Below are 19,606 nucleotides of genomic sequence, written 5' to 3' on the forward strand. Positions count from 1 at the left end.
TGTTACAAGCCGATCCGTTCAGGCAATTTTTCCCGGCGTGGGGTTGTCCTTTTTTATCGCTTCAAAAAACAATTCATTTCCCATTCGTGGCGCAATGGATTTATCGGATATCGCCATGTGGGTGACGTCAAAATAGGGCGACAACACCTTCATGTACTCCTCACTTGAGCCACCAAAAGGCGGACCTTCCACAGCAAACGGCGAGGCGAAAAGCAATCCCGCAAGCCGCCCTCGGGTCGTCAATAAAGAAGCCATCTTGGCCGCATAGCGATGACGAAGGGAGGGATCCAGGGCACAAAAAAAAGTTTGCTCGAGAATGACATCATAAACTCCCTCATGTAAGAAAAAGTCTTCTTCGATTAAATGCGTGACAGGAAAATCAGGAAAGTTTTTTCGCACGTTTTCCATGGCGAGAGGAGAAATATCCAGCAGGAATACGTGTGGGAACCCATCGCGACGCAATGCATCTCCCTCATAAGCATTCCCGCACCCCGGGATTAATATGCGGGCGGTTTTGTCCGGCAGATGAAGGGCATAATCCATCAATGCGGGAGATGGCGTTCCGATGTCCCATCCGGTTTCTCCCTTGCGGTATCTTTCGTTCCAATAATTGCGATCCAATTTCATGTCATTGGAGTTCTGGGGGTTCGGTTGCAAAAGCTCAAGAAATGCGGATATGAAATTAGAAAATGTGATTGTTTTTTTTAGTTCGACCTGTAATTTTTCAGGGATGCTGCATTATGCCATCAGAAGGCAGCCCTTGAGAGGAATCGCAATGCAGTTCTGCAATCGTTCCAAAGGCATGGTTCAACGGTCTGCGTGGTTGAAGGGATATGATCCGGGCATGGACTGATTTTCATCAACCTTTTTATGCGATTCACACCCCCATCTCACGGGATAGCCAGGGAGGTAAGAAAGCGAGAATTTTTTATCCTGAAAGCGATCTAAAATCTGCAATTTTGCGTCGCATTTTTGACGCGCATTTTTTAGTAACGAATCAGGGATTCCCGCGTATAATTAAGCATGGAGAACAGGGCTATGAGAAGGAACGTATGGCTGAAGTGTGTCTTGTTGTTTCTGGGTTTGGGACTTGGCTTCAGGGCATCCGCCACCCATATCGTGGGAGGTGAACTGAACTATGATTGTTTGGGCAACGATCAATACAAGATCAGTCTGACGGTATACCGGGATTGCTACAACGGTGTACCCGACTTCGATAATCCCGCTGCTGTGGGCATCTTCAACGCCAACAACAACCTGGTACAAACACTATGGATCCCCTTCGTATCAAAAACATTGCTGACCCCCGAAGCACCCGACCCGTGCGTGGTGGTACCCGGCAATGTTTGCTATGAACGCACCACGTATACCGCAACGGTAACACTTCCCCCGATCCCGGGAGGATACCAACTCTCTTACCAGCGCTGTTGCCGAAACCAAACCATCGTGAACCTGGTGAACCCGAGCAATGTGGGTGCCACCTATACCGCTAACATACCCGATATTTCAAAAGGGGTCTGCAATGCCAACCCCATCATCAATGAATGGCCACCGGTATTTATCTGCCGGGGGTTTGATCTGGTATATGACCATTCCGCCACAGATCCGGATGGTGATTCGCTGGTTTATGAATTATGTAATCCGTTTACTTCAGGTTCCAACCCCGCCGAGCCGCAACCACCGAACAACCCACCGTATACGTCCGTTCCGTGGAAAGCACCGTACGGCCTGAGCAACCTCATGGGTGGCACACCGGTTACCATTGATCCGGTGACCGGTTTGCTTACCGGAACACCCAACACGGTAGGACAATTCGTTGTAGGCGTTTGTGTCAAAGAATACCGCAATGGCGTGTACCTCGGCGAAACCAAGCGCGATTTTCAGTTCAACGTGCTGCAATGCGAGCGGGACGTGGTGGCCGGAGCCGTGGGCAGCACAGTGAACTGTCTCACCACAACGGTTGATTTCACCAACCTGAGTTCAGGGGCATGTGATTATCACTGGGATTTCGGAGACCCCACCGCTACCAACGATACGTCCAATGTTTCCAACCCTTCTTATACCTATCCGTACCACGGAACTTTCACGGTAACACTCATCGCCAAATCATGCAACAACCCCAACTGTAACGACACGGTTGTTGACCTTGTAGTGAGCCCGGATACATGCCTCCCTTGTGACATGACACTAACCATGGCAAAAAGTGATGCCAACTGCGGAGGAACACTTACCGAGTGCGGCACCGGTTCCATGGTAACATCCGATGGGGTGAACAAAACATTCCTGGAATGGGTGGTAATCAACGGAAAACAAGCAAAAATCACATGTACCGTTCCCTGTGCGGACTGCAACGCACTTACCATTTACGACGGATGTGCCAACGGAAGCTCATCTTCCGGCGGATGCGGAGGCACCTCAACCAATGGTTGGTGCGATTCAGGCTGCGCAACGTGTGTGAGTTGCACCGATCTGCGAACCGTTTGTGACGGTGATACGGTACTGGGAGCAAAGATTCCTGCCAACAACACCATGCCGGGTACAATGGTATGCGACACCGCATACGTGGGCGGTCCGGGTATCGCATCCGTAACACCGAACGGTGGCCAAGCCCCTTACACCTATCTGTGGAATACCGGTCAAACCACTTCCACGATCACCGGACTGGATCCGGGTTCCTATACCGTGACCGTGCTTGACAACGCCAACTGCATTGCCGTTTCCAGCGTAACCGTTCAAGGAAATTCCCCGATCACCATCACCCTGAACTCAACTGACCCGTCGTGGTGCAACAATACCGACGGATCGGTTGGAGTGACCGCAACCGGCGGTAGCGGTTCTTACACGTATTCGTGGAGCCCGGGTGGAATGACCACCGCCACCGTTACCGGTCTAACCGCAGGCACCTATTTTGTGCTGGTGGATGACGGAGGCGGATGCCCGGAAGCCGGCGAAGTGACACTTGTTGAACCCAACCCCCTGGTACTCACTACCACACCGGATGCCGTTGTTTGTTCCGATGACTGCGATGGAAATATCAGTGTTAGCATTGCGGGAGGAACCGGGCCCTATACATATACCTGGTATCCTACCAACGGCTCTACCTCCAACAGCATGTCGGGCCTGTGCAAAGGTTCTTATGCGGTCACCGTTTCGGATAACAGCGGATGTGACCTGGTTGAAGTTGTTACTGTTTCCGGGCCGACCCCTCTCACACTGACCGTTTTAGGAACCGATATATCCTGCACCGGTAGCACGGATGGCACCACAACCGTATCCGCATCAGGAGGAACACCGGGCTACACATACAGTTGGTCGTCGGGAAGTTCGAATGCCACAGCAACCGGGCTGACCGCAGGTACCTACACGGTAACTGTAACGGACAACAACGGATGCACCGAAACAGCATCCGTCACCATCAACACACCCAATCCCTTGACCGTTGAACTTGATGACCTGAGTTCAACTGCATGTGACGGCACTTTTACCGGTACGATAGAGGCAAAAGTAAGCGGTGGAACCATTGATACCACCGGTCCTCCCACCGTTTACTACACAGAAGACTTTTCAGGGTATACCAATGGTACCAAAACAGGAAGCGGAACACCTGCGAAATGGACGGTGGGAGGTAGCTCCTCCATTGATTGGTGGGAAGTACGAAACGGGCATTTCGAAGGACGCGATATGAATGGTGAGGTTACCTGGACCAGCAAATGCATCGATATTTCCAGCTGTGTGAATGTAACCATGTCCATTGATGTTGCCGGTACGTCCGACTTGGATGTGGACGATTACTTCCACGTGTACTATACGGTGGACGGAGGTGCGGAACAACCCCTGTTTCTGCTCAATGATGACACCGCACAAACGGTGTATCCTACTTTTCAGACTTTTTCATCCAACCTCCCGGACGGGGGATGCGTGAGGATCATTGTACGCGCCATCGCAAACGGTAACCTTGAACAATATTTCTTCGACAATGTCACCGTTTCCTGTGAACCCATTGTTGAACCATTCTCATACCTGTGGTGTGATGGACAAACAACCGCCATCGCAACCGGACTTTCACCCGGAACGTGCGGTGTGACCGTAACCGATAACAACGGTTGTTCCGATACCGATGCGTTAACCATCAGTTCCAACGATGCATTCACCGTAACCCTGAGTTCTACAGATGCATGCGGCGGCGTAGCCAATGGTACGGCAACTGTAACTCCTTCCGGTGGGGTTCCCATCTATACCTACTTGTGGTGCGGTGGACAAACCACCCAGGCCATCAACAACCTCGGAGGTGGAAACTGTTCGGTAACCGTAACCGATGGAAATGGTTGTACTGAAGTATTGACAGCCAGTATCAATGCGTCTCCTCCCATCAATGTCAGCACTGCCATCGATTGCAGATTTGCCAACATAGATGTGACGGCTACCGGTGGAACCCCTCCGTTTACCTACGTCTGGAATGACGGGGCCACCACGGAAGACAGAACCAACCTGACCGATGGCATATACACCGTGTATGTGTGGGACCAGAACAATTGTTATGAAGTAATCACCGATACGGTCACCGTTTGCGTATGTGACATCAGCCTGACAGGCACACCAACGGATGTTTCCTGTAACGGCGGAAGCAACGGCAGTCTGAATGTCACCACCACCGGCGGTACATCACCCTATACGTATATCTGGAGCAACGGCAAAACCACCGAAGACATCACCGGCCTGACCGCAGGTTCCTATACGCTGACTGTAACTGACGTGAACCTTTGTGATGAAACCATTACGCTCACCGTTGGAGAACCCACGGACATCAGTCTGACTGCAACCGGTACCGCTGCACTATGCTACGGGGGCGCCACAGGCAGCATCGATCTCACTCCTTCAGGAGGCACACCCGGTTACACGTATGTATGGAGCAACGGCAGAACCACACAAGACATCACCGGATTGACCGCAGGTACCTATACGGTTACAGTGACCGATAACAACGGTTGTACCGATGTTATTTCACGAACCATCGGACAAGCCACCGACATCAGCCTTTCACTCACGCCAACGAATACTTCTTGTTTCAGCGGCACCAACGGGTCGCTGACACTCACCCGCTCCGGCGGTACACCCGGCTATACCTATGTATGGAGCAATGGCAGAACCACGCAAAACCTGACCGGTGTTGCAGCCGGAACCTATACGGTCACCGTTACAGACAGCCATGGTTGCAGCAAGAGCATCAACGGCACCATCAACCAACCTACCGATTTCACCACATCCACAACAGCGGTTAACAATGTGTGTTCGGGTGACGCGGCGGGTAGCATAGACCTCACCGTGTCAGGCGCAACTCCGTCTTATACCTATGTGTGGAGCAACGGCAGAACCACCCAGGATATCTCAGGGTTAACCGCTGGTACTTATACCGTAACCATTACAGATAACAACAGTTGTACGGAAATTGTCACCGAAACAATCACCGAGCCTACCGTCTTGTCACTGACTGCCACACCCTACAATGTGCTGTGTTTCGGAGGTTCAACCGGTAGCGTCAACCTTACGGTATCGGGAGGTACACCCGGTTACACCTACACCTGGAGCAATGGCCGCACCACCGAAGACATTTCGGGACTGCCCATTGGTACTTACACAGTAACCGTGACCGACAACAACGGTTGCTCCGATGTGACCTCTGCTTACGTTTCACAACCCACTGCACTCACCGCAAGTGGAACCCCAACGTCTTCTTCCTGCGGGAACAATGACGGTTCCATTGATCTGACAGTGAACGGTGGCACATCTCCCTATACCTATCTCTGGAACAACGGGCAAACCACCCAGGATCTGGGCAGTGTCGGATCCGGAACCTATCAGGTAACCGTTACAGACAACAACGGTTGTAAACGCACCGCTTCCGTGAACGTGGATGACGTTGGCGGACCTGCCCCATTGATCTATACGGTAACAGACGTGACCTGCAACGGATTGTCGGACGGCACGATCGACTTGTCGGTGCTGGGCGGCACACCTCCCTATACCTATCTTTGGAACGATGGAGTTACCACAGAGGATCGCTCCGGTCTGAGCATCGGCACGTACGGGGTGACTGTGCATGACGACCTGGGGTGCCAGGCGGTGACCACCATTGATATCAACCAACCCGATCCTCTGACCGAAAGCAATGTGGGCACCAACCTGATGTGCTTTGGTGACAACAGCGGCAAGGTTGATCTGACGGTTGGCGGCGGAACACCCAACTATACCTACCTGTGGAGCAACGGCGCTACAATTGAAGATGCCACCGGCCTTGCTGCTGGCACCTACACGGTAACCGTCACCGATGCCAACGGATGCCAAATCACCTCCACCGGCACCCTGGGAGAACCCACACAACTGTCGGATGTGATCAGCAGCACCACTGTTACCTGCGCAGGTCCGGACGGTACAGCATCTGTTTCCGTTAGCGGTGGTACACCCAACTACACCTATGCATGGTCCGGTGGAGAAACAACAGCCTCCATTTCCGGGTTGCCAATCGGAAGTGTTTCCGTGACCATTACCGATGCGCACGGATGTACCCTGGCGGACACCGTTGCCGTGGTGAACGGTTGTATGCCCACCGTTAGCATGAACAACGATACAATCTGTATAGGATCCTGCACCACCATCGAAGCATATCCGGATTTCGGAATTCCACCCTATTCGTTCGCGTGGGACAATGGCATAACGAGCACCACATCAGGTCCGATCAGCGTTTGTCCGACCACCACAACCACGTACTCCGTTACTTTGACGGATAACGACGGTAACCAAACCACTGCCAGCGGCACCGTGCTCGTGAACCCGCTCCCGGTACTGACAATAGGTGGTACCCAAGCCACGTGTAACATGTGCAACGGTACAGCTACCGTAAGTGCTTCAGGCACGTCACCGTTCGACTATCTATGGTCTAACGGAGGCACCACCCCGACCATCACCGGGTTGTGTGACGGACCATACAGCGTTACGGTAACCGATGCCAACGGTTGCCTGGATACTGCCAGCGTAGCTATTCAGCAATCGGGATCACCGTCATCGGTGCTGTTTACAACTCCTCTCACATGCGCCGGTGATAACACCGGTCTGATCGACCAGACCGTAACAGGCGGCACACCTGGCTATACATTTATCTGGAGCAATGGAGAAACGACAGAAGACCTGACGGGTGTTACCGCCGGAACTTATGTGGTTACCGTTACCGACCAACTCGGTTGCTCGGATACCGCCCAAATTACACTTACTGAGCCCACACAACTGATTGCCTCGGTCATCAATGATACCGTAGCCTGTTACGGAGACAGTTCGGGTATACTTACAATCCTGGCATCAGGAGGCACACCCAGCTATACCTACGAATGGTCAACCGGGGCCACCGGAATACAAATCACAGGCCTGACTGCCGGTGGATTCGGAGTGACCGTGACCGACGCCAACGGTTGCGTGGTCAGCACTTCAGCACAGGTGGTGCAACCGGGTCTGTTGACCCTGGGTGTTACAGAAACGCCTGTCTCTTGTAATAGCGGAAGTGATGGTGCAATTGACCTTACCGTTCTGGGAGGTAACGCACCATTCATGTATGACTGGTCTGACGGATCACATGCGGAAGACCCCACATCCCTGACCGCCGGTAGCTACACGGTGACCGTGACCGACAGCAAAGGATGTTCGGATTCCATCTCCGCCACCATCACAGAACCCGCGGCTTTGTCCCTGACCATTCGGTCAATTCCGGCTACCTGTCATGGTGGTGCCAATGGCAGCGCGGTGGTAACGGCCAGCGGAGGTACACCTGCTTATCAATACCTGTGGAACTCTATTCCAGCCCAAACCAACCTGGCAGCCACCGGACTTACAGCAGGCACTTATATGGTGACAGTGACCGATGCCAACGGTTGTTCCGATTCGATTTCCGTAGGGGTATCCGAACCTGACTCCATCGTTATATCTGTAATCAGGGAACCCGAAACCTGCGAGCGTACCAATGGATCATTTACCGCATTCGTATCCGGCGGCTCACCTGATTACCGTTACCTGTGGAGCAACGGGCAAACCGATAGCCTGATCACCGGACTCGGCGCAGGTGTTTATGAATTGACCGTAACCGACGCCAATGGTTGTACCGGCGTATATGCCGACAGCCTGATCGATATCCCCGGTCCTACCGTAGACTTCACAGCAAACAATGCCTGTGAAGGGGATTCTTCCTATTTCCTCTATACCGGAACCGGTTCCATTACTGATTGTCTGTGGGATTTCGGCGATGGAACCAACGCCCGGATTTGTGGAGATGTGGTACACCTGTATACCGATACAGGCACCTTCACCATCCTGCTGACGGTAACCGATCAGTACGGTTGCACGGCCACGGCAACACGCACCCTGGAAGTATTCCCTGTTCCTGACGTAATCGCTACCGCAGATACTACGCAGGGTTGTGTGCCGGTAACCGTTTCTTTCAATCAACAGTCCACCAACGATTCAACATACTATTGGGATTTCGGTGATGGAACCACATCCGACCTTCCGAACCCGATCCACACCTATTACTCATCGGGCACCTATACGGTTAACCTATGGGTGATGTCTCCGATGGGTTGCAGCAGCGACACCAGTATGTCATCCACACTAACGGTGAATGTTTGGGACAGGCCCACTGCATACTTCACAGTGGATCCGCCCGAACAATCCATCCTGAACCCGGTGTTCAATTTCACCGACAAGTCGATAGACCCGAATGCATGGTACTGGTTCTTCGGAGATGGTGATGAATCACACATACAGAACCCGTTGCACACTTATGATGATACCGGGTGGTATGACGTAACACTCATCCTCACCAACATGTATGGCTGTACCGATACACTGGTAAAACCGGTGCATATCAGGGGTGAGTATACATTCTATAACCCGAATGCATTCTCCCCGAATAAAGACGGCAAGAACGAACTGTTTTTCCCGAAAATGATCGGTGTGTGCGAATGTGAAATGTACATCTTCGACCGTTGGGGCAATGAGATCTACATCACGAATGACTGTACCGATAACAGCAACGGATGGCCAGGCACAGCCAACGGAGGAACGGAGATTGTTCAGGAAGACGTGTACGTATGGATGGTGATCACGCGGGATTGCTTCGGCAAACCCCACAGTTACATCGGACACGTAACGGTGGTCAAGTAAGAAGGAACTCCTTCAGCAAGCTCAGTACGACTTCCGGCTGATCTGCATGTACCCAATGTCCGGCATTTTCCACAGTCGTTATCCTTGCCTGCGGGAAATGATGGAGGATGTCCGCCTCGTCAGTGTCTGATATGTAGTCTGACCGACGACCGCGAATGAACAAAACGGGACCCTGATAAAAGGTGTCTTCATCCAGTGCACGACCCACTTCTTCAATGTGGTGCTCAATGGCATCCAGGTTCATCCGCCAGGCCAGTTTCATTTGTTCATCCCTATACAGGTTTTTCAGCAAGAACTGGCGCACGCCGAACTCAGGGATTTTCTTTGCCATGATGGCATCCGCTTCGTTTCTGGATTGAAGGGTATTCACCGGCACCGAGCGAAGGGCTTCAATGATGGGGCCATGATGTACCGGATATGCTTTCGGTGCAATGTCAACCACCACCAGGTGGTTGATGCGTAACGGTTCGGTCACCGCCAGTTGCATGGCCACTTTTCCACCGAGGGAATGCCCGACCACAGACGCCTGGGAGATGCCTTTGTCATTCATGAATTCGATTACGTCCGCCGTCATGCAATCGTAATCGAAGGCCGCATCATGAGGTGAGCGTCCATGGTTGCGCAGGTCTAACAGAACCACGTGAAAATCGGCCGCCATTGTTTTCGCAATGGTTTGCCAGTTGTCTGAAAAACCAAACAGACCGTGCAGGATGATCACCGTCGGACCTTCGCCGAAAGTATAATGCATGAGTTTCATCGGAGGGCCTCCAGGTACGACTGTATGGTTTTCTCCAAGCCCATGTAAAGGGCATCGGAGATAAGCGCATGCCCGATAGACACTTCCAGCAGGTTGGGTATGTGTTGATGAAAATAGCGGAGGTTATGCAGGTTCAGGTCGTGCCCCGCGTTGATGCCAAGGCCGGCATCGGCAGCTGCCTGTGCTGCCAAGCGGAAGGGTGCGATGGCGGCGGCAGGATCATTTGCGTAGCCGGATGCATACGATTCGGTATACAGCTCGATGCGATCGGTGCCGGTTTTGGCCGCCCATTCCATTTGTTCAGGTGCAGCATTCATGAAAATGGAAACCCGCATGCCACCTGCTTGCAATCTCGACACAACATCTTTCAATAACTCCTGGTTGGAACGGGCGTCCCAGCCATTGTTGGAGGTTAGTACATCGGGGGGATCCGGAACCAGTGTCACCTGTTCGGGTTTCACCGATTCCACCAATTCCATGAATAATTCGGAAGGATACCCTTCGATATTGAATTCAGTTTTCACCACCGGGCGCAGATCGTGTACGTCAGCATAGCGGATATGACGTTCATCCGGCCTGGGATGCACCGTGATACCCTGTGCCCCGAACCGCTGGCAATCAACGGCTATCTGAACCACATCCGGAACATTGCCTCCCCTGGCATTTCTCAGGGTGGCTACCTTGTTGATATTGACACTCAGCTTTGTCATATGTTGCTTATCGGAATTGTACTTTAAACCCTTTACTAACCGGCCCAAAGCTAAAAAAATTAGTAAGTTTGGCGTATCAAAGTTCACCCACCCATGCTTGCACGCGACCTGATCACAGACGAAATACCACCGCTCAAAACTTCAGATAACGGAATCAAGGCGCTGAACTGGATGGACGAACTCAAAGTGCACCATCTTCCCATTGTGAACCACCATGACTTCCTCGGGTTGATCTCAGAGGCTGATATTCTTGACCTGAATGCGCCCGACAGTCCGCTTGGCAATCACTCACTCACCCTGGTGCGACCTTATGTTTTGGAAGACGTACACTTCTATGAGGTCATCAAAGTGATGGCAGAACAGAACCTGAGCCTGCTTCCTGTATTGGATGATCAGAGCCGGTACCTGGGCAACATCACCCTCAACCACCTGGTGCAAAAGATGGCATCCATTGCTTCCATACGTGAACCCGGGGGTATTGTGGTGCTGGACCTGAATACCAACGACTACTCCTTGTCGGAGATCGCACATATTGTGGAAGGCAACGACACCAAGATCCTCAGTTCATATATCACTTCACCATCGGATTCCACCAAACTTGAACTGACCCTGAAACTCAACAGAACAGATATTACCCGTGTTCTGGCGTCATTGGAAAGACATGATTATACCATCAAGGCATCCTATCACGAAAGCGAAATGGGTGATACACTGAAAGACCGGTATGATCAATTGATGAATTATCTAAACATCTGAAGCACGTGCTGTCATTGAAGACCTTGCGTCTTGCAGGCTTTCTTATGGTTTCGTGTTTGGTGGCTATCGCCGGGTACGGTCAGAACACCGACACATCCGTGAGGATCCGGTCCATTTTATTGGAAGGAAACAAAGTGACACGACCGCAGATTATTTTGCGGGAACTGACATTCGCTGAAGGAGACACCATGGATTCAGACCAATGGTCCAGGTTGAAAGAAAGCAGTCGCAACAACCTGTTGAACACTTCCCTATTCAATTATGTGACCATCGACTCGATTCCATTGGATGCCCATCAATGGGATGTACGTATTCACATGGAAGAAAGGTGGTACACCTGGCCCATGCCGATCTTCGAACTAGCCGATCGCAACTTTAACGTATGGTGGAAAACCAAAGACCTATCCAGGACTTACTATGGGCTGTACCTGGTTCGCTACAACTTCCGGGGGCGCAAAGAAACCGTCACATTTCGGGTTAGACTAGGCTACAGCGAGCAATACCGTCTTGCATACAGCATACCGTACATCAACAAAAAACAAACATCCGGTCTGCAATTCTCTTTTGCTTTTTCACGCAACCGCGAAGTCACCTACAACAGTGAAGCGGGTATTCCGCTTTTTTACAAAGATGAAGGGCTGTATCCCAGGCAAAACCTGTCGGCTGACCTGGCATATACACACCGGAAGAATATCTATACCACGCATTCATTCCTTGTAAAATACAGCAACATCCAGATCTCCGATACCCTTATGCAGCTGAATCCCGAATACCTGGGTGAGGAAAGAAAACACCTGGAATACATGTCGTTGTCTTACAATTTCCGGCATGATCACCGCGACTTCAAGCCTTATCCACTGAAAGGATACTTCATCGATCTGGAACTGGTCAAAATGGGGCTGGGGGTTTTCGCCGATCAATCCGTGGATCATTCGTATGCAGTAACCACCATAAAAGGATTCAAACAACTATCTAACAGATGGTTTGCTGCAGGAAGTTTCAGCGCCAAACTTTCGGATGCCTCCCGGCAACCATTTGTTATACAACGCGGGCTTGGGTATGGAAACCTGTATGTACGCGCGTATGAATTGAAGGTGGCCGACGGACAAAACTTCTGGCTGACCAGGGGCAATCTTAAATTTGCATTGATCCAGCCCTTCATCAAAACCTTTTCATTCATACCCGCACCCAAATTCAACAAGGTCTCCCTGGCCCTTTACGCCAACGTATTTTGCGATGCAGGATATGTTAGGGATCCCCGGGGATACTACGATGGGCCTCTGACCAATACACTGATGACAGGATACGGTGCGGGCCTGGATCTGGTGACTTATTACGACAAAGTTCTTCGCATTGAATATGCCTTTGACAGGTTCGGCGAAAACGGTATCTTTCTTCACTTTACAGCCCCTATATGAAAGCTGTTATTCAACACATAGCCCTGTATGGACTTCATATCGGAAATGATGCCATCCCTCATGTTGCCCGCTTGCTTGCCATCCTTCGTGAGAAAAAAATCAACCTGGTTTTTTATAAGCCATTCAAGGAAGAATTGTTGAAACAAGGGCTTGATGTTGCAGAATCAAGCGAATTCTCAACCCATGAAAACCTGAAAGGAAATGCCGACCTCCTGTGCAGTCTGGGCGGGGATGGTACCATGCTGGAAACAATCAGCCTGATCCGTGACTCGGGTATTCCCGTTCTGGGTATCAATACCGGCAGACTTGGCTTTCTTTCAAGTATTGCCAAGGAGGAAGTGGACTGGGCCATGCAGGAATTGTTTGCCGGCCACTATTTCCTGGCCAACAGAAGTTTGCTTCAAATGAATGACCCGGAACACCTGTTCGGGGACCTGAACTTCGCCATGAACGAATTCACGGTTCACAAGAAAGACACTTCATCCATGATCGCCATTCACACATGGGTAGATGGCGAATTTCTGAATACGTATTGGGCTGATGGGCTGATCATCGCTACTCCCACAGGATCAACCGGATATTCGATGAGTTGCGGAGGACCAATCATCCACCCCACAACCGGCAACTTTGTGATCACCCCGATTGCTCCGCACAACCTAACCATGCGACCCATTATCGTTCCTGATTCCTCTGTCATCAAGTTGGTTGTCGAAGGTCGCCACGATTCCTTCCTTGCAACCCTTGACTCCCGATCGGTGACCATGAACACGGGGATTGAAATGACGGTCAAACGGGAAACCTTCAGCATTCAGTTCGTGCGCTTGAAAGGACAAAGTTTTCTCTCCACATTGAGGAATAAACTCATGTGGGGGATGGATAAGCGTAACTGATTTGCACTCCGATACGTACGATGTTTTTCATCAGGCCCTTTCACGCCTGGAAAGACAAAAAAAGGCGTATATTTGCTGACTTCTGTCCATTCAATTGCCAATACCATGAACAAAAGATTTGCCGTCCTCCTGTTGCTTTTGTTTCCAATACTTGTAAATGCTCAAAGGTGGAAGCGTTACCGGTATGAAGGCGTTGTAGGTGTGGGTGTAAGTAATTTTCTGGGTGAGCTTGGAGGTGCAAATCAGGTTGGGACAGATTACTTCCGGGATCTCGAACTTTCAACCACCCGTCCGGCCATTATGGTAGGAGTCCGATACAAATTAAATCTTTTTACCGCCTTACGCACCACATTCACCTATGCCGGGGTAGCAGGCAACGATAACCTGACCACCGAGCCCGTTCGCTCCAACCGCAACCTGCATTTCAAATCACCTATTTACGAGTTCTCCAGTCAATTCGAATTCTCATGGATGAAAGACCGTGCCGGACACCGGTACCGCCTGAAAGGCGTTCGCGGCCAAACCCACATTGAGATTTATACCTATGGCTTTGTCGGATTGGGTGTTTTTCACTACAACCCAAAGGCGAAATGGGATGTGGATGGTGCATGGCACAGCCTTCAGCCTCTTCACACCGAAGGGCAGGACATTAGCTCCACCCGTGTACCCTATTCAAGATTTTCAGTGGCCGTGCCCATCGGAATGGGAGGTCGGTATGCCCTGGGCCGCAATGCCAGTGTTGGGCTTGAATTCGGGATCCGTAAAACATTTACCGACTATATTGACGACGTAAGTACGACCTACTATAACAACGACGCGATTCGAAGTGCCGGCGGTGACGTTGCCGGTGATCTTGCGGATCCGTCAAAAGGGAAAGAACCCAACTGGACGGCCGCAGGGCAACAACGGGGCGATCCCACAGATAAAGACGCTTACATGTTCGCGATTCTATCGTTCAATTACAAACTACGTACAACCAGAGGCAATTTGCCCAAATTCTAGTCGTTATTGCTGAGCCAAACGACATGAAAACCAACCGTTTCACAGCCATCATTCTGCTTGCGTGGACTTCTATGTTCACCACACCCTCGAATGCCCAGATGATGGTCTCCAAGAAATCTTCAGAACTTGGTATATTCCTTGGTGGCTCTTATTACCTGGGAGATCTGAACCCCGGAAGTCATTTCAGACAAACCAACCTGGCGTTGGGCATTTTGTACCGGCGTAACTTCAATCCCAGGTTTGCATTCAGATTCAATGGACTATATGGTGGACTCAAAGGAGATGATGCGTTGTCTTCCGATGAGTCACAAAAAGAACGGAACTTATCCTTCAAATCTGCGGCACTGGAGGTTTCCGGAATTTTTGAATTCAACTTCTTCCCCTACCAGATCGGTGATCAAAACACCTTCATTACCCCATATATTTTCGCCGGATTGGGTGCACTCAAATTCAACCCGAAGGCAGAATTGAACGGTGATTGGTACCAACTGCAACCCTTAGGTACAGAAGGACAGGAAACCATTACCTATTCAGATAGAAAACGTTACAACTTGTTACAGATCGCATTTCCATTCGGAGCGGGTGTGAAACTGAATCTAACCCAACGCATAGGGATAGCAATGGAATGGGGCATGCGTAAGACGTTCACCGATTACCTGGATGATGTAAGTACGACCTATGCGGATCCAACGATATTGAGCGCCGAAAATGGAGAAGTGTCCGCAACGCTCGCAGATAGAAGCCTTACCCCAGAGGCCAATACCGGCAGGCAACGGGGCAATTCCAAAAACAAGGACTGGTACAATTTCACTGGTATTATGATTAACTTTAAACTCGGAGGCAAAGAAACCTGCCCCGCTTACCAGTGATTTCTTCATTCCATACCTTTGCCGCTCTCCCTTTTATTGATTTGCAGGGATTTGTTGATAGCACCACAGCTTTGTTGATATGAATTTTTTGGAGAAAATAAAGGAAGGTCATTTACCCGAACACATAGCCATTATTATGGATGGTAATGGCAGATGGGCCAAGAGCCAGGGGAAAAATAGAATTTTCGGCCATAAGAATGGTGTACTTGCCGTCAGGGATACAGTAGAAGGTGCAGCGGAAGCAGGTATCAAATATCTCACCCTTTATGCATTCTCTACCGAGAACTGGAACCGACCCAAGTTGGAAATCAACGCCTTGATGCAACTGCTGGTGCAAACCATACACAAAGAGACCAAAACCCTGCTGGACAACCAGATCCGGTTGCAAGCCATCGGAGATATCGAGAACCTCCCTTCAAGTTGCAGAAGAGAATTGCAGGAAGCCATCCGGAAAACGGAAGGAGGCACACGCATGACCCTGATCCTTGCGTTGAGCTACAGTTCCAAATGGGAGCTTGCAGAAGCTGCAAAAAAGTTAGCTTTGCAGGTTGAAAAAGGTGAACTGGATCCGAGAGATATCACACCACAAAGTTTAAGCGAGAACCTATGTACCTCCGGCATTCCTGATCCTGAATTGCTGATACGCACCAGCGGAGAACGCCGAATCAGTAACTTTTTACTATGGCAAATCGCTTATGCAGAGTTGTATTTTACAGACATCATGTGGCCTGAATTCAGACGTGAAAACTTGTTTGAAGCCATCCTTGACTTTCAAAGCAGGGAACGGCGTTTCGGCCTCACCAGTGAACAAATTACCCCTTAAATGAAACGCCTGAAAGTAATTGCCCTCATACTCCTGTGCTCCATACCCCTGCTGATCCACGCACAGCAACCCCTGCACAACATCGATATTGACTATGCCCACCCCAAGGAATACCAGATCGCCGGCATTCGTATCATGGGGGCACACAACCTAGATCCACGCCTGCTGCTGTCCGTGGCAGGAATCAGTGAAGGAGACCGAATTAAGGTTCCCGGTGATGAGTTGAACCGGGCCGTCAAAAATCTTTGGAAACAAGGTCTTTATTCCGATATCCAGATTGTTGCAACAAGAACAATGGAAGATAAAATCTGGTTTGATATCGTGGTCAAAGAGCGTCCGCGATTGTCACATTTCTCCTTTGAAGGTGTCACCCGATCGCAAGCCAATGACCTGCGGGATAAACTTCATATCACCCGCGGTGAGACAGTTACTGAGAATCTCCTGATCAACTCCCGAAATACCATCCGGAAATTTTTTGTCAAAAAGGGGTATTTCTTCGTGGATGTGGACGTGCGGCAAGAGAAAGACCCCAAAGAAGCCAATGGCGAAGGACTTGTATTCGTTGTCTCCAAACACCGGAAAATCAAGGTGAACTCTATTGACATCAATGGTAATGAAGCGCTTTCAGACAAAAAAGTGCTGCGCAGCATGAAGGAGATCAAGGAAAAGAATGTTCTCCACGTATTCAAAGTATCCAAATACAACGAGTCCGATTTTCAGGCCGACAAGAAAAACATCGTCAATGCTTACCTGGAACAGGGTTACCGGGATGCCAGAATTGTTTCGGATACAATGTTCAGGCATGACGACAAAACGGTGGATATCCGTATCCAGGTCAGCGAAGGACACCGGTACTACTTCGGAAATATAACCTGGCTGGGCAATACCAAATACAGCAACAAAGTATTGAACAACATCCTTAACATCCGGAAAGGTGACATATATGATGATGCTAAGCTTGAAAAGCAACTGTATATGAATCCAACCGGCCAGGACATCAGTTCGCTTTACCTGGACAACGGTTACCTTTTCTTTCAAGTGACACCGGTCGAAAAAAATGTCGAGAATGATTCCATCGACATGGAATTCCAGATCTATGAAGGCAAGCAAGCCACAATCAATGAAGTAAGTATAGCTGGTAACACAAAGACCAATGACCAGGTGATTATGCGAGAAATCCGCACCAAACCGGGTCAACTGTTCAGCCGGTCCGACATCATCAGGTCCCAAAGGGAACTTGCCCAACTCGGATATTTTGACCCCGAAGGATTTGATGTCATTACTGAACCACACCCGGAGAACGGCACGGTAGACATTAAATACGTGGTGGAAGAAAGGCCCTCTGACCAGGTTGAGTTGTCAGGCGGTTGGGGTGGCGGTATCGTGGTAGGAACACTCGGTTTGGTTTTCAGTAATTTCTCCGCCAAGAGCCTCTTTAAGAAAGGCGCCTGGAGACCCCTGCCTTCCGGTGACGGCCAGCGGCTTACCTTACGGGCCACCTCCAACGGACCAGGCTTCCAATCCTACAACATGTCGTTTACCGAACCGTGGCTTGGCGGAAGAAAGCCCAACTCGCTAAACATTAGCATTTTCCACACCATTCGCTCCAATGGGGTTAAAGATGATACCTACAAGCAATCGCTTAAACTAACAGGAGGTTCTGCAGGATTGGGCTGGCGCCTGAAATGGCCTGACGACTATTTCACTTTTTACGTGCAGGCTGCCTACCAGGTATATAACCTGAACAATTACAATTCCGGAGGCTTTATCTTCACAAACGGACGTTCGAATAACCTGAGTGCAACCTTTACCCTGTCCAGAAACGATGTCGATGACCCTATCTTCCCCACGAGGGGTTCGAAATTTACCTATTCGCTGCAATGGACACCCCCCTTCTCAAGCTTCAACGACATAGACTATGTGCATGCAGAACCGGCCGAGAAATACAAATGGATCGAATACCACAAACACACCTTCCATGCTTCATGGTTCGCACCGGTAGACGGAAAAATCAAATCCAAACTGGTCCTGGTGAACAAAGTAGGCTTCGGGTTCCTGGGATACTGGAATTCCGATATTGGAACATCCCCCTTTGAACGTTTCTATATGGGCGGTGATGGACTGTCTGGATTTGAACTGGATGGGCGTGAGCTGATCTCTCTCCGTGGCTATGAAAACAACACGGTAACACCCGGATACCCGAATGAAACGGGCGCAAGCATTGCCGCCAAGTATACCTGTGAACTCAGGTATGCCATCTCAAAAAACCCCAACGCAACCATCTTTACACTGGCATTTCTTGAAGCAGGAAACTCGTGGGAGACCGGTCGCAATTTCGATCCATTCAAACTGAAAAGATCCGCTGGCGTTGGCATACGGTTGTTCCTTCCGATGTTTGGCTTACTTGGAATTGATTATGGCATACCCATGGATGATATTGACGGGCGACCGGGTGTGAAAGATCCTCAATTCCACTTCACAATCGGTCAGTTCTTTAATGCATGGAACAGCGACTAGACCAAGGCCTTGCATACCGGTTTGGAACGATGATTGCACTTACGACAGCGAAAGCCGCATATTCATAACATAAATATTCCTTACGGAGGATCACATCATGAAAAAGTTCATTTTAGCCACTTTTGCTTTGGTTGCCCTTTCAACCGGTAGTTATGCCCAGAAGTTTTGCTTTGTTGACAGCAAGTACATTCTTGAGAACATTCCGGAATATAAAGCGGCTCAGGACCAATTGGATCAAGTATCGGTGGAATGGCAGAAAGAAATTGAAGAGAAGTTTTCTGCCATCGATCGCATGTATAAAGATTACCAAAAGGAAGAAATTCTGCTGACAGAAGAAATGAAAAAGAAAAGGCAGGATGAGATCATTGCAAAAGAAAAAGAAGCCAAAGAATTGCAAAAGAAAAGGTTCGGGTTTGAAGGCGATCTGTTCAAGAAACGACAAGAACTTGTCAAGCCCATTCAAGACAAGGTATTTAATGCATGCAAGGAAATCGCCATTGAAAGCAGTTATGCCTTTATCTTGGATAAATCCAGCGATCTTATCATGCTATACGCAAGTGAGAAGTTTGATAAAAGTGATGATGTTCTCAAAAAACTGGGTTATAAACCCGGAGTGAAATAAGTCACCAGTATGAAAAGTTGATCTTGATTGGCCCTCAT

The 19,606-nt window shown here is 49.9% G+C and carries 12 protein-coding genes; 9 read left to right on the top strand and 3 right to left on the bottom strand.

Going from position 1 to position 19,606, the window contains the following annotated elements:
- Nucleotides 1-18: 18 nt before the first annotated feature.
- Nucleotides 19-627: an SAM-dependent methyltransferase gene (locus H6585_14105; GenBank protein ID MCB9449463.1), complete on the bottom strand. Its 609-nt coding sequence runs from the start codon at nucleotides 625-627 to the stop codon at nucleotides 19-21.
- Nucleotides 628-1,038: 411 nt separating this feature from the next.
- Here H6585_14105 and H6585_14110 point away from each other — a divergent pair, with 411 nt between their 5' ends.
- Nucleotides 1,039-9,204, top strand: coding sequence for a gliding motility-associated C-terminal domain-containing protein (locus tag H6585_14110; protein MCB9449464.1), 8,166 nt, complete (start codon nucleotides 1,039-1,041; stop codon nucleotides 9,202-9,204).
- Here the strand turns inward: H6585_14110 and H6585_14115 are convergent.
- Both H6585_14115 and H6585_14120 read right to left on the bottom strand, forming a co-directional pair.
- On the bottom strand, nucleotides 9,197-9,961 hold the full coding sequence (locus tag H6585_14115; protein ID MCB9449465.1) for an alpha/beta fold hydrolase: 765 nt from the start codon (nucleotides 9,959-9,961) through the stop codon (nucleotides 9,197-9,199). The genes H6585_14110 and H6585_14115 overlap by 8 nt on opposite strands.
- A complete protein-coding gene (locus H6585_14120) occupies nucleotides 9,958-10,671 on the bottom strand; it encodes a pyridoxine 5'-phosphate synthase (protein ID MCB9449466.1) in 714 nt (237 codons plus the stop codon). The genes H6585_14115 and H6585_14120 overlap by 4 nt, the downstream gene beginning before the upstream one ends.
- A gap of 93 nt (nucleotides 10,672-10,764) precedes the next feature.
- Between H6585_14120 and H6585_14125 the strand changes: the two genes are divergently transcribed.
- The 8 genes from H6585_14125 (at nucleotide 10,765) to H6585_14160 (ending at nucleotide 19,568) form a co-directional block, all read left to right on the top strand.
- Complete coding sequence (locus H6585_14125) at nucleotides 10,765-11,427, top strand: CBS domain-containing protein (protein ID MCB9449467.1); 663 nt, start codon at nucleotides 10,765-10,767, stop codon at nucleotides 11,425-11,427.
- Between the two features lie 5 nt (nucleotides 11,428-11,432).
- On the top strand, nucleotides 11,433-12,845 hold the full coding sequence (locus H6585_14130; GenBank protein MCB9449468.1) for a hypothetical protein: 1,413 nt from the start codon (nucleotides 11,433-11,435) through the stop codon (nucleotides 12,843-12,845).
- On the top strand, nucleotides 12,842-13,735 hold the full coding sequence (locus H6585_14135; protein MCB9449469.1) for an NAD kinase: 894 nt from the start codon (nucleotides 12,842-12,844) through the stop codon (nucleotides 13,733-13,735). Before H6585_14130 ends, H6585_14135 begins: the two co-directional genes overlap by 4 nt.
- Before the next feature lie 105 nt (nucleotides 13,736-13,840).
- Nucleotides 13,841-14,737: a hypothetical protein gene (locus H6585_14140; GenBank protein MCB9449470.1), complete on the top strand. Its 897-nt coding sequence runs from the start codon at nucleotides 13,841-13,843 to the stop codon at nucleotides 14,735-14,737.
- 23 nt (nucleotides 14,738-14,760) lie between these two features.
- A complete protein-coding gene (locus tag H6585_14145) occupies nucleotides 14,761-15,606 on the top strand; it encodes a hypothetical protein (GenBank protein ID MCB9449471.1) in 846 nt (281 codons plus the stop codon).
- A gap of 79 nt (nucleotides 15,607-15,685) precedes the next feature.
- A complete protein-coding gene (locus H6585_14150; GenBank protein ID MCB9449472.1) occupies nucleotides 15,686-16,429 on the top strand; it encodes an isoprenyl transferase in 744 nt (247 codons plus the stop codon).
- Nucleotides 16,430-18,946 carry an outer membrane protein assembly factor BamA gene (bamA, locus tag H6585_14155; protein MCB9449473.1) on the top strand — a complete coding sequence of 839 codons (2,517 nt, stop codon included), beginning with the start codon at nucleotides 16,430-16,432 and terminating at the stop codon, nucleotides 18,944-18,946.
- A gap of 97 nt (nucleotides 18,947-19,043) precedes the next feature.
- The gene (locus tag H6585_14160) at nucleotides 19,044-19,568 is read left to right on the top strand and encodes an OmpH family outer membrane protein (protein MCB9449474.1); all 525 of its coding nucleotides are present in this window, start codon (nucleotides 19,044-19,046) and stop codon (nucleotides 19,566-19,568) included.
- The last annotated feature ends 38 nt before the right edge of the window (nucleotides 19,569-19,606 follow it).

It is taken from the genome of Flavobacteriales bacterium (assembly GCA_020635855.1).
In the GTDB taxonomy this organism is placed as follows: domain Bacteria; phylum Bacteroidota; class Bacteroidia; order JACJYZ01; family JACJYZ01; genus JACJYZ01.